Below are 12380 nucleotides of genomic sequence, written 5' to 3'. Positions count from 1 at the left end.
GCCCACACCCGATCAGATCGTAAGGAGTCGCATGGACCGCCGTCACTTCCTGCGCAGCGCCGGCGTGGCGCTTGCGGCTGCATCGACCGGTGGCTTGGCCGCGAGCCGCACGCCGGCGGCCGCAGCACTGCCCTCTGCAGCGCTGCCGATCGGCGCACCGCTGCGCTTCGCCGCCGCACCTGCACTGGTACCGATCCGCGCCTCGGTCGATCGCATCATCGCCATCGATGGCTGCACGCGCCCGTTCCGGGCGCAGGGCCCGCGCATCGAGGCCGAGCGCATCGGGCGCAAGACGGTGGTGCACAACTACGGCCACGGTGGCAGCGGCTGGTCGCTGTCGTGGGGTGCTGCCGAGCACGCAGTCCGGTTGGTGCGTGCTGCCGATGCGGATGCGCGCGAGCTGGCGGTGATCGGGTGCGGCGCGATCGGGCTGACCACGGCGTTGGTGGCGCAACGCGCCGGGCTGCGCGTGCGCATCTATGCCCGCGAGCGCCTGCCGGACGTGCGCTCGTTCTATGCCACCGGCGTGTGGTCGCCGGATTCGCGCGTGTGCACCAGTGAGTACGCCACGACGGATTTCAAGACACGCTGGCAGGAGATGGCGCGGATGTCCTTTCGCCGATACCAGACCTTGCTGGGCCTGCCGGGCGAGCCGATCGAATGGCGCGATGGCTACGCCTTGTCGGATGTGCCGTTCGACCAACCGGTCGCCTCGGCCGAGGTGCACGAGCCGGACTATCCCGCGCTGGAACGCACGCTATTGCACGATCTGGGCCCGCGCTCGCAACCGGTCGCTGCCGGCAGCCATCCGTTTCCGGTGCCGTTCGTGCGCCGCTACAGCCAACTGACCTTCAACATCAGCGCCTATGCACGCCTGTTGCTGCAGGACTTCCTGCAGGCTGGCGGCGAGCTGGTCACGCGCAACTTCGACAGTCCGCGCCAGTTCGCCGACCTGCGTGAAAAGATCCTCATCAACGCCACCGGCTATGGCGCACGCGCCCTGCTGGGCGACGAGAGCGTGATCCCGGTGCGCGGGCAGACCGCGCGCCTGATCCCGCAACCGGAAGTGACCTACGGGTTGGTCTGGCGCGGCCACAATCTCAACGTGGTGCCGCGGCGCGACGGGCTGCTGGTGCAGTCGCAAGGTGCCAACGACTTCAACAATGCCGATGCCGCACCGGACCAGGCCGCCTCCGAAGCGGCGGTACGCGAATTGGCGCGCCTGTTCGCATCGGGCTGAGCTGCATTGCGCGGCGGGCTCATGCTTCGCCCAGCGATGCCTGCAACGCGGTGGCCAGCGCCGCATCGCCACTGACCAGCGCGTCCCAGCGCAAGGTCACGCCCTTGCGCTTGCCTTTCTCCACCAGCTTCAGGCCGTCCGGATCGATGATCAGCGTATAGGCCTGCTCGCCGATCTGCAGCTCGCGGCGTAGCGGTTTATCCAGTGGCGTCATGCGCATCTCCCGGGCATAAGGAAACACGGTTGTAGCGCATCTGCGCGCGGCATGCGCAGACATATCCTCGACAAGACGTTCATTGCCGATGTACGCCGCGCGCATAGCCTGCCCACATCCCCAATGATGAGGTGCACGCGCAATGGTGTTCGATCTCACGCTGCACGCAGGCACGGCCCTGCCGACGCACGCAGCCACGTCCGCACGACACAACGCCAGCGCACCGCGTTGCGCCGGAGGTGCCGCATGAGCCTGTCACGCCCGGCCTTGCTGATCATCGACATGTTCAACCGCTTCGACTTCGACGGCGGCGAGCAGCTCGCACACCGTGCACAAGGTGCGGCCCGCAGCATCCACGCACTGGCTGCGCGCTTCCGCCAGGCACAGCGGCCGGTGATCTACATCAACGACAATGTATCAGACTGGCACGCCGACCTGCCGAGCATCATCGCCCTTGCTGCGCAGCCCGACGCGCGCGGTTGCGACATCGCACGGCTGCTCGCGCCGCAACCGCAGGACTACCGGATGCTCAAGCCCACGCATTCGGCGTTCGGGCATACGCCACTGGCGCCCCTGTTGAAAGACCTGCAGGTCGACCAGGTGGTGATCACCGGCGTGGCACTGGACGTGTGCGTGCTGGCCACCGCCGTCGACGCCGTTGCGCGCGGCCTGTCCATCGCGGTCCCACGTGATTGCACGACGGCCGAGACCGATACGCGCGAGAGCTGCGCACGCACCGTGCTGCAGGAGGGCTTCCACGCCAGCCTCGCACGCTCCGGCTCGATCACCCTTGGGTGACGCGCATCGCGTCACGGCCCAGGCCGGCATCGCATCGGGATCACCGTTTCCACCAATCGCGCTAACACTCGCAGGACTAGCTTAGCCATCACGCAGCAACGCTTCGAGTTGACGGCAGTCATCGTGCTCGCGCTTCTCGAACGCGCACAACAAGTCAGGCGTCACCGCCAAGCGGTGAAGTGCCGCGTTTCAACCTCTGACCAACCGAAAGGAGCCATCCATGGCGATCAAGACTGTCGAAGAGCTTTTCATCCACGAACTGTCCGATATCTACAGCGCCGAGAAGCAGCTGACCAAGTCGCTGCCGCGGCTTGCACGTGCTGCCACCGAGCCGAAGCTGAAAGAGGCCTTTGAAACCCATCTGGAAGAAACCCAGGGCCAGATCGAACGCATCGACCAGGTGGTCGAGGTGCTGGGTATCAAGCTCAAGCGCATCAAGTGCGCCGCAATGGAAGGCCTGGTCGAAGAGAGCCGCGAAGTCATCGACGAAATCGAAGCCGGCCCAGTGCGGGATGCCGCATTGATCGGCGGCGCGCAGAAGGTGGAGCATTACGAGATCGCCTCGTACGGCACCATTGCCGCGATGGCCAAGCAGCTGGGCTATGCCGATGCGCTGCCGCTGCTGCTGGCCACGCTGGAAGAAGAAAAAGCCACCGACGAGAAGCTGACCCTGCTTGCAGAACAGGGCGGCAATCAGAAGGCATCCAAGGCCAGCAAAGCGGCCTGAGTCATCGCGCAGGGCGGCCCTGCCGCCCTGCGTTTGCCGCCCCGTGCGGTCATCCCGAAAGCCAAGCCCCACGTTTCTGCCCGCTCCCTGAGTGGTTGTAGTTGCCGGGCGCCAGCCATGGAGCATCTCTATGTTTATGCACAACAAGCGGTTGATGTACACCGTCCGCGTTGCCCAACCCAATCCGGATCTGGCCACGCTGATGCTCGAACAGTTCGGCGGACCGCAAGGCGAACTCGCCGCAGCGATGCGCTATTTCACCCAGGCGCTGGGTGAAGACGATCCGGGCCGGAAGGACCTGTTGTTCGATATCGCCACCGAAGAAATCAGCCATCTGGAAATCATTGGCTCGATCATCGCCATGCTCAACAAGGGGCCGAAGGCGGTGTTGTCCGAAGGCATGGAAGAGGCCATGGAGATGCGTTCCATGACCCAGAACAGCACCAGCCACACTCAGCAGATTCTGTATGGTGGCGGCCCGGCGCTGGTCAATTCCAGCGGTGTGCCGTGGACGGCGGCGTATGTGGACAGCATCGGTTGTCCCACCGCCGACATGCGCTCCAACATCGCCGCCGAAGCACGCGCCAAGCTGGTCTACGAGCGCCTGATCAACGTCACCGACGACCCGGGCATCGTGGATGCGTTGCGCTTCCTGATGACGCGCGAAGTGGCACACCAGAAGTCGTTCGAGAAGGCACTGTATTCGATCGAACCCAACTTCCCGCCGGGCAAGTTGCCGGGTGACCCGCGCTTCACCGACAAGTACTACAACACCTCGCAGGGCGAAGGCGACATGGTTGGCCCGTGGAATGCGGGCGAGCAGTGGGAAGTGGTGGCCGACCGCGAACAGCAGGCGGCAGTGGACGGTGGCGATGGCTCGGCGACGGTGGCACTGGACAAGACACAGACCGCTGCGCTGGATGCGATGTCGCAGCGTCTGCTGTCGAACCCGGAACTGGATCGGGTGACCGGTGCAGACCTGGGTGCAGGCCCGGGTGCCGGCTCCACCACCGGCGACATTCAGCGCTAGACCTGATGGGCGCCACCGCGCCCATCCCGGCCCGGGCCGTCAGCGACCCGGGCTTTTTATTGGCACTTCTTCAGGAGTTTGCATGAACGACAAGACCACACTGGATACGCACGACGCGCGTCAATCGGCTTACCGCGGCAGCGGAACCGACGCGTCCGAAGATGGCCGCGGCCGCACCGATCCCTCTGCGTCGCAGACAGGCGACATGCCACCGCCGCGTGACGGTAAGCCGGAAGAACTCACGCAGCGCGGCCATGGCCATGGCGGCAGTCTGGGCGAAGGCGAGCCCGACGGGCACGCCGAGCGCGATGGCAGCACGCAGCCCAATTTTGGCCAGAGCGGTACCTATGGCAAGCAGCAGCACATCGACGCACAGCAGCAGGCGCGTGAGCAAACCGACGACGACACGTCGCAGACGTAGCCTGCGCCGCGATGCGCGTGCGCTCGGACCGATTGCGCGACGTCATCGCCTGGAAGGACCAAGCGGATCGCTATTGGTGATGACAGCTCGCTGTGGCAGGTCTCACTGCAAGGCATTACCGCAATAAAGAAGGGGCCCGACGGGCCCCTTGTCATTGCTGCGTATTGGCATGATCACGCGCGCACCTCCGCTGGCGGATGTGTCTCGTTCGCCCATTCCGGCCGCACGCCAGCCGCTGCCGTGCAACGCTCCAGCCGCCACGGCGCCAGATGCCGCATGGCCTCGGTGCCACCCATCTGCAACCATGACCGCACGTCGCCAGCGATGCAGAGCGGACGATGCGTGGGCATGCTCGCCGACGAGGCCACCAACAACGAAAATCCCATCTGCAGACGACCGCCGATGTCCATCACATTGCGCAGGCCTGCCGCATACAGCGCGCCGCCATCCGGGCTCAGCCAGGTTGCTGCGGTGGTGCCATCGGCGGAGGCCGTGCAGACAAATCCGCACAACGGAATGGCGCAGCGCTGGGTCTCCCAGATGGCCAGGTCGACACCGCCCAACCAGGCCGGCTCCTGCATATGGATCGAACGTTGTTGGCCGGGCGGACGCCGTCCGAAGGTGGCGCGCTCCTCGCGTTTGCCACCACGATCGGCGACCAGGATGTCGGCATCGGCCCCCACACCGACCTCGACCCACGCGTTGCTCGCCACACGGGCGGACAACTGAAAAATGCGGGTAATCATGACTGCTCCACTGTGCATCCAGGTGACAACAGTTCTTACGCACAATGCGCGCCAAGTTTTTGACTGGCGCAGATGTTGACGGTGCAAGCGTTTGCGCCTGCTTCACCCAGCACGCAGTCATTGCGAGGCGCGAATGGGTCGCAAGATATGCACCGCAGCGCAGGATTTTCCGCATCGAGCGCGCCTGCCGCGAGCAGGTGTGCCAGATTCGCGCAGTAGAGTCTGCTCTGGCGAGCGGCAGCTGCAGGATCTGCCGGACGTCGGCACAAAGGTGCGCTGCATGCTGTTTCGCCGCAGCGCCGAACACAACGGCAGCGCCCTGCGCAGTACGTGCAGCACATGCAGCAATGACGCACACCAACGTTGCGCGGACCTTGCCCGCAGCGCTCGCTGGCCTCGGCTGCGCAACACGATGGCCAGGTTGCGGCATGCGCACGCGCTCGTGCGTTCGCATGCAACGCCACACAACAAGGCAGGCAGCCGGTGCCCACGACGCGCACGGCATCCCGCCGGTCCGGTCGCTCAGATAACCTGCGTTGCTGCACCCTCGCCCGTTGACACGCAGCGAATGCCCGCCCGCTTACCCATTCACGGGATTGAGCGGCAGCTGGATCTCGCACTCCAGCCGGGTGTCGCTGAGCTCGTAGCGGGTCTGCGCACCGTGGCTGTAGGGCAGCGCTTTTTCGATCAGGCGGCGCCCAAACCCGCCGGCCTTGTCGCGGTCGTCGCGCAGCTGCTGGTTGGCACCTTCCTCGATCCACTGCAACACCAGGCGCGACGGTATCTCGTCAGTCGTGACCACATCCCAGCGAATCATCAAGGTGCCGGTGTCCACTGCCAGCGCACCGTACTTGAGCGCGTTGGTCGCCAGCTCGTGCAACGCCAACGCAAGCGTCTGCACGGTGGATTTGCGCAAGGCCACATCCGGGCCATCGACGATGATGCGATGCTGATCCGGTACGGCGCCCAGCGCATCCAGCTCCATGCGCAGCAAGGCACCGATCGTGGTTGGCTCGTTGTCCGATTGCGACAACAGTCCCTGCACGCGCGACAGCGCCGAGAGCCGGTCCTCGAACTTGGCAGCGAAGTCCGGCATGTCGTGGCTGCTCTGTATGGTCTGCTTGGCCACCGATTGCACCACGGTGATCAGGTTGCGGGTGCGATGCTGCAGCTCGGTCACCAGCACGCGCTGTTGTTCCTGCAACCTGCGCAGGTTGTCCGATTCGGTGGACGTACCCAGCCATTCCAGAACCTGGCCGCGCTCGTCACGCACCGCTGCACTGCGTGTATGAAACCAGCGATAGCCACGCTCGGCCGCATTGAACAGGCGGTGCTCCACATCCAGCCCGCCGGTCCGTGCACTGGCGTGCCACGCGTTCATGGTGAGCTCGCGCTCATCCGGGTGCACCGCCTGCAACCAGCCCAGCTCCAGGCTTTCGGCATCGCTTTGCCCGGTATAGCTGGACCACTGCGGGCTCGACCAAGTCCAGTGGCCTCCATCGAGCGAGCGCCAGACCAGCTGTGGGATGCCTTCCATCAGGGTCCGCAGGCGCTGCTCGCTGCCGCGCAGCGCGCGCTCGGCGCGCGTCAGCGGGGTGACGTCCATGAAAGTCAGCACCGCGCCGCCGATGAAGTTGTCCACGGTGCGGTACGGCAGTACGCGCACCATGTAGCGCGCCCGCGTGGACGGGTTCTCGACCTCGCGGTCGAGCACGGCCAGGGTACGGATCACCCGTCGCACATCGTCCTGCAATTCATCGTAGGCCACATGCAGCTTGAGGTGGCTGATCGGCCGGTGGATATCGCTTTCCACCAGCGGCAGGATGTCGGTCACCGCCGGGGTGAAGTTGGTCACGCGCAGGTCGTTGTCCAGGAACACCGTGGCGATCTGGGTACTTTCCAGCAGGTTCTTCAGGTCGCTGTTGGCGTGCGCCAGCTCCTGCACGCGGTGCGCCAGCTCGCCATTGACGGTGGTGACTTCCTCGTTCACCGACTGCAGCTCTTCCTTGGAGGTTTCCAGCTCCTCGTTGGCGCTCTGCAGTTCCTCGTTGAGCGATTGATATTCTTCGTTGGAGGACTTGAGCTCTTCGTTGGTGCTCTCCAGCTCCTCGATCATCGACTGCAGCCGTTCACGGGTGATGCGCAGCTCGTTCTCGAGCACCTGCACGTGACCGCTGTCGGCAGCCGCATCGCGCGCGCCGGTCAGCTCCAGCAACTCGCGCGTTTCCACCTCCTGAAACAGCACCACATAGCCGCGCGGTACTTCCGAATCGGAGGTGGGCTCCACGAACAAATCCACCGCCCATGCCGAAGCATCTTCGTGTATCTGGATGCCCCTGATCTGCACCGGCACCTTTTCCGCTTCGGCGCGGGTCAACGCACTGCGCAGGTCCAGTCGCAGGTCGCGATGGATGAGGTTGACCAGGTTGAGGCTGGGCGCGCCGCCGCCGGGACGGATGAAGCGCCCGGCCTGCGAGGAGAAATGCAGCACGTCGAAATGCTCGTCGAGCACTGCATACGCCGGTGCGTAACGGTCGGCGATCCGCTCGCCGGCACGCACCAGCGCATTGCTGGAGCTGCGCTGAGGCTGCGGCGGTGCCGGCACCCGGCTGGTGGGCGCGTGCGGCAACGTGGGGAAGGTGGCATGCACACGGTTGTCGGCATCGATCTTCTGGAACACCCGAAAGCTGCGCTCCACCGGCGCGAACAGCTTGGCGTGCCGCGAGACGTTTTCCGCGTTGCCCAGGAACAGGTAGCCGCCTGGCTTGAGCGCAAAATGAAAGATCGGGATCACCCGGTTCTGCAGCTCTGCATCCAGATAGATCAGCAGGTTGCGGCAGGACACCAGATCCAGCCGCGAGAAGGGCGGGTCCTTGACGATGCTGTGCTGGGAAAACACGCACAGCTCGCGCAGCTCCTTGCGCACCACGTAGGTATCGCCTTCCTTGACGAACCAGCGCTGCAAGCGCTCCGGTGCCACTTCGCCGACGATGCTCGACGAGTAGCGCCCTACCCGCGCGGTGGCCAGTGCCCGTCCGTCGATGTCGCTGGCGAAGATCTGGATGCGCGGTGGTGCGTCCAGCGTTTCGGCATGCTCGCGCAGCAGCATCGCCAGCGAATAGGCTTCCTCGCCGGTGGAGCATCCCAGCACCCACACGCGCAGGTGATCGCCCAGGTGCTTGCCCTGGAACAGGCGCGGAATCACCTGCTCTTCGAGAAACTCGAACTCGCGACGATCGCGGAAGAACTGGGTCACCCCGATCAACAGATCGTTGAACAGCAGCAGCGGTTCGTCGAACCGGTTGCGCAGCACATCCAGGTAGTGCTCGAGCGCCTCGACCTGCACCACCTGCATGCGGCGCTGCACCCGCCGCAGGAAGGTCGCGCGCTTGTAGCCGTGGAAGTCGTGCCCGGTGGTGTTGCGCAGGATGCTGGCCACCTGGCTCAACTGATCGTTTTCGCTACCGTTGCGCACGCCGACCGGCAGCGCATGCCCGAAACTGTGGTGGCGCTGCATGTGCGCGGCGATACGCGCAGCCACCCGTGGCAACGGCAGGATGTCGTCGGTGATTGCAGCCGGGTTGCTGGCGCTGCGCAGATCCAGTTCGTGCAGGGAGGGGTCGTCCACCGCCAGCGCCAGTCCGCCGCACTCCTTGATCGCGGCGGTGCCTAGGGTGCCGTCGCCTTCGGTATTGCCCATGATCAGACCGATCACGTTGCCATCCTGGTCGTGCGCCATCGACACGAAGAAGCCGTCGATCAGGCCGTGCTCGCTTTCGCCATTGAGCGGCCGCAACCGCAGGCAGCCTTCTTCTAGGGTGACCACGGTGCCGTCGGGCGGCAGGTAGAAACGCCCCGGCTGCAGGCGGTCGCCATCTTCGGGCACCAGCAACAGACTGGCCTGCGCGCCAAGCAGTTCGCGCAGGCGGACCGGGTCGAGCAGTTGCCGATCGCGCAGCAGCAGCATGACCGTGAGGTTGGCCGCGCCTGCAACCGCGTCCAGCAGCTCGGCCAGCCGTGTGGCATCCAGGCCGGCCGCACCCACGCCAAGAATGAACAATGGCGCGTGCCTGGAGGACTCCGGCACGGTGTCGTCGGGAAAAGCGTCGTCTTCGATCATGTCCGCGTCGTATCGTCGGCGCCGGTGATCAAGCGCAAGCCGGGATGATCGCGCACACCCGGCACTTGCAGCAAACCTCAGGTGTGCCGGCTGCCTTGCACGGACCGGTCTTGGAAGTGCCTGCTTACGCACTGCGTTAACCGCCGCTGCGCGCACCATGTGCCGCGCATCGGATGATCGCGCGTCGCTCAGGAGGTCACATGCTCGACAATCCGCTCAACGGCCGTCGCATCCTGGTGGTGGAAGACGATTACCTGTTGGCCGAATCGCTCAACGACCTGCTGGTGGAAGCCGGTGTCCGTGTGGTGGGGCCGGTGGGCAACGTCCCAGAAGCGCTGTCGCTGGTTGCCTCGGGCCAGGCCATCGATGGCGCGCTGCTGGACGTCAACGTGCGGGGGCAGGCGGTTTTTCCGGTGGCAGACGCCTTGCTCGAGCGTGGCGTGCCGTTCTCGTTCTGCTCCGGCTACGACCGCTACACCTTGCCGCCGCGCTTTGCGCATCTGTCGTACTGCATGAAGCCCTACAACCCGCGCACCATCACCACGCTATTGAGCGACCAGGCGCAAGCGGCCGAGCATCACTGACCGGCGGCATCGTTGCGGGACATGTCGCCTGGCGGCATCTCCGCCTGGAGGCCGTCGGCCCGGTGCTGCGCGCGTTCTTCTTCGCCCAGCTGGTTGAGCAGTTCGGTGGCCGATTGATGCGCGTTGCGCAGCGTCTCCAGCGGTTTGGATGCCTCGCTGCGCAAGGCATACAACGCAAAGCCCATCACATTGAGCCGGTTGCGCAACTGATGCAGCAGCTCGCGCCGCCGTCCCTGCGAAGCGTCGACCACTAGGCGTCCTTGTCGCTGAGGCGATTGTGCAGGGTCCGCACGCTGATCCCCAGCTCGCGTGCGGCCGCCTTCTTGTTGAAGCGCGTGCGTGCCAGCGCCGACTCGATCATGGCGTCCTCGGCCTGGCGCATGGTCCAGCCGGCCGGAATCAGCAACCCGTCTTCGTCGGCCTGCGGCACGGTCTGCTCCACATCCGGTGCACTGAGCAGATCGCCGTCCGAGCGCAGATACAGATAGTGGATGAACGAGCGCAGCTCGCGCACGTTGCCCGGCCAGGTGTGGTACGCCAGATAGCGCAGCAGCGACTTGGTCGGCAGCTTGCGCTTGCCGTACTTGACGTTGAGTTCGTCGATCACCCGCAGCCCCAGCACGCGCGCATCGCCGCGCCGTTCGCGCAGCGGCGGCACCTGGATGGGATACTCGTTGAGGCGATAGAACAGGTCCTCGCGCAGTACCGCCTGCTCGCGCTGCACATGCTGATGGGTGGCCGCCACCACGCGCGCGTCCAGCGGGATCTCTTCGTTCCCGCCCACGCGCATGAAGCTGCGCGACTCGATGGCGCGCAGCAGATACACCTGCAGCCGCTTGGGCATCTCGCCGATCTCATCCAGAAACAGCGTGCCGCCCGCCGCCTGCTCCAGAAATCCGGCATGGCGGCGATCGGCACCGGTGAAGCTGCCGCGCTCGTGACCGAACAACTGGCTGGCCAGCAGCTCTTCCGGGATCGCGCCACAGTTGACCGGCACGAAGCGGCCGCGACGGCCCGACACCCGATGGATGGCACGCGCCACCAGATCCTTGCCGGTGCCGGTTTCGCCGGTCACCAGCACATTCAGATCGGTTGGCGCCACTCGCACGATGTCCTTGCGCAGCATCACGATGCTGTCGCTGTTGCCGACGATGCCAAGGTTGCCCTGCTGCGCTTCGCGCAGGCCACCGAGCACCCGCTCCAGGCGCTCGGGTGCAAACGGCTTGGTCAGGAACTCGCTGACACCGAACTGATGTGCGCGGCCCTGGGTTTCGTAGGCGTAATCGCCCGAGACCACCACAATCTGGGGGGTGTGGTCCGGGTCGAGCCGTTCGATGAGATCGAAACCGCTGCCGTCGGGCAGGCCAACGTCCACGACCAGCAGGTCGGGAAAGTTGCTGTCCAGCCAACGGCTGGCCTCGCCAAGGGTGTGGATGCCCTTGGCACGGAAGCCGCTATCGGTGGCTAACTCCACCACCTGATCGCAGAACTCCACGTCGTCGTCGATGATGGCGCAGGAAAGACGGTCCATGAGCGCTTCTGTCCGCAATGACTAATACATGTTCAGTTGAGAATTGTGACGGCGGCGCGAAAAAAGCGCCTGCGCGTCACCACGGGATTGCACGTTGCGGCCACGACCATCGTGATGATACGGCGCTCCTCCCCAAGTCGAGCTCGCCGGAATGATGTGCCCGAAGTACGCACGGCTGCGCTGGAATTTGCCAGTGCCAAGGGTCATGGTCGGGTTCGGTCGCCGTACCGGGAGTGTCGAAACGCCAAACAGGGCAAGGTTTGCGACTGCTGCAGCGCGTCGTCGGCGTCAGGTCGTGTGATCGAGCCAGTGGATCAGCTCGCTGGTGCGTTGCAGGGCGACGGGATGTGGCCGGCGCCGACGCGGGTGGCCGCAGGTGCAGCCGGAACAGCCCGTTCAATGACGATGTCGGGCCCGCTGGGTTACCCACAGCCTACGCACACAGTGTGGAGAGCGTGTGCACGGCGTGCTCACGTGCCTGTTCCATATTGCCGCAGACATTGGCGCCATCGCGTCGCAAGAGGTGTCCCATGCAGGCAGTTTCCGCACATCGCCCGGCCGATGTGCAAGACCAATTGGAGTACTGGCGCGGCGAACACCGCCGCGGACAGCTCGGGTATTACCCATTCGACGGCGTGCCCGATGCAACCGTGCGCGCAGTGTGCGCGGCCTACAACGCCCGCCCGCAGCTCAGCGAACAGGAGGCGATCAAGGCAGTCCGCGATGCGCTGTGCCTGACCCCGGGTTCGATGAACGCTGCACTGGCGGACTGGCTGGCGCCACGCTGCCTGCGTCATCTGCGCAGCGCCTGAGGTCGCCGGCGCTGCGGTGTGGTCCTTGCGCGGTCACCGCCGATTCCCTGCGTTGCGGCTGCGTCCGGTGCGGCACGTCACGCTTTTTGCGGTCGCATGCGCGCACGCTGGCGACAGACGCCCCGACGGCGCGCGCGGCGCCCCATGCAGACGGCAA

Annotated in this window: 12 protein-coding genes; 7 read left to right on the top strand and 5 right to left on the bottom strand. The window is 65.3% G+C overall.

Annotated elements, in window-relative coordinates; translation table 11 throughout:
- The first annotated feature begins 31 nt into the window (after positions 1–31).
- A complete protein-coding gene (locus ABQZ09_RS06420) occupies positions 32–1240 on the top strand; it encodes an FAD-dependent oxidoreductase (RefSeq protein ID WP_349776432.1) in 1209 nt (402 codons plus the stop codon).
- 19 nt (positions 1241–1259) lie between these two features.
- Here the strand turns inward: ABQZ09_RS06420 and ABQZ09_RS06415 are convergent, their stop codons facing one another.
- Positions 1260–1454, bottom strand: a complete 195-nt coding sequence (locus ABQZ09_RS06415; protein ID WP_039405970.1) for a hypothetical protein — start codon at positions 1452–1454, stop codon at positions 1260–1262.
- 246 nt (positions 1455–1700) lie between these two features.
- On the opposite strand from ABQZ09_RS06415, the gene ABQZ09_RS06410 reads away from it, so the two are divergent.
- The 4 genes from ABQZ09_RS06410 to ABQZ09_RS06395 all read left to right on the top strand — a co-directional run bounded on the left by ABQZ09_RS06410 (position 1701) and on the right by ABQZ09_RS06395 (position 4430).
- On the top strand, positions 1701–2252 hold the full coding sequence (locus ABQZ09_RS06410; protein ID WP_349776431.1) for a cysteine hydrolase family protein: 552 nt from the start codon (positions 1701–1703) through the stop codon (positions 2250–2252).
- Positions 2253–2472: 220 nt separating this feature from the next.
- The gene (locus ABQZ09_RS06405) at positions 2473–2979 is read left to right on the top strand and encodes a YciE/YciF ferroxidase family protein (RefSeq protein WP_039405821.1); all 507 of its coding nucleotides are present in this window, start codon (positions 2473–2475) and stop codon (positions 2977–2979) included.
- A gap of 130 nt (positions 2980–3109) precedes the next feature.
- Positions 3110–4009, top strand: coding sequence for a manganese catalase family protein (locus tag ABQZ09_RS06400; protein WP_039405823.1), 900 nt, complete (start codon positions 3110–3112; stop codon positions 4007–4009).
- 82 nt (positions 4010–4091) lie between these two features.
- Positions 4092–4430, top strand: a complete 339-nt coding sequence (locus ABQZ09_RS06395) for a hypothetical protein (RefSeq protein ID WP_228314844.1) — start codon at positions 4092–4094, stop codon at positions 4428–4430.
- 173 nt (positions 4431–4603) lie between these two features.
- On the opposite strand, the gene ABQZ09_RS06390 is transcribed toward ABQZ09_RS06395, so the two are convergent.
- A complete protein-coding gene (locus ABQZ09_RS06390; protein WP_039405829.1) occupies positions 4604–5176 on the bottom strand; it encodes a hypothetical protein in 573 nt (190 codons plus the stop codon).
- Between the two features lie 580 nt (positions 5177–5756).
- Complete coding sequence (locus tag ABQZ09_RS06385; RefSeq protein ID WP_349776430.1) at positions 5757–9296, bottom strand: CheR family methyltransferase; 3540 nt, start codon at positions 9294–9296, stop codon at positions 5757–5759.
- Between the two features lie 200 nt (positions 9297–9496).
- Between ABQZ09_RS06385 and ABQZ09_RS06380 the strand changes: the two genes are divergently transcribed.
- A complete protein-coding gene (locus ABQZ09_RS06380; RefSeq protein WP_047694768.1) occupies positions 9497–9880 on the top strand; it encodes a response regulator in 384 nt (127 codons plus the stop codon).
- Here ABQZ09_RS06380 and ABQZ09_RS06375 read toward each other — a convergent pair.
- Complete coding sequence (locus ABQZ09_RS06375; protein WP_425511542.1) at positions 9874–10065, bottom strand: hypothetical protein; 192 nt, start codon at positions 10063–10065, stop codon at positions 9874–9876. The two genes, ABQZ09_RS06380 and ABQZ09_RS06375, sit on opposite strands and share 7 nt — an antisense overlap.
- Before the next feature lie 65 nt (positions 10066–10130).
- Positions 10131–11411: a sigma-54-dependent transcriptional regulator gene (locus ABQZ09_RS06370; RefSeq protein ID WP_184555780.1), complete on the bottom strand. Its 1281-nt coding sequence runs from the start codon at positions 11409–11411 to the stop codon at positions 10131–10133.
- A gap of 530 nt (positions 11412–11941) precedes the next feature.
- Here ABQZ09_RS06370 and ABQZ09_RS06365 point away from each other — a divergent pair.
- Positions 11942–12223, top strand: a complete 282-nt coding sequence (locus ABQZ09_RS06365) for a hypothetical protein (RefSeq protein WP_047694764.1) — start codon at positions 11942–11944, stop codon at positions 12221–12223.
- Positions 12224–12380: the final 157 nt, after the last annotated feature.

The sequence above is a fragment of the Xanthomonas sp. WHRI 6106 genome (assembly GCF_040202405.1).
GTDB lineage: Bacteria > Pseudomonadota > Gammaproteobacteria > Xanthomonadales > Xanthomonadaceae > Xanthomonas > Xanthomonas cannabis.
This window is presented reverse-complemented; position numbering and strand designations above follow the sequence as displayed.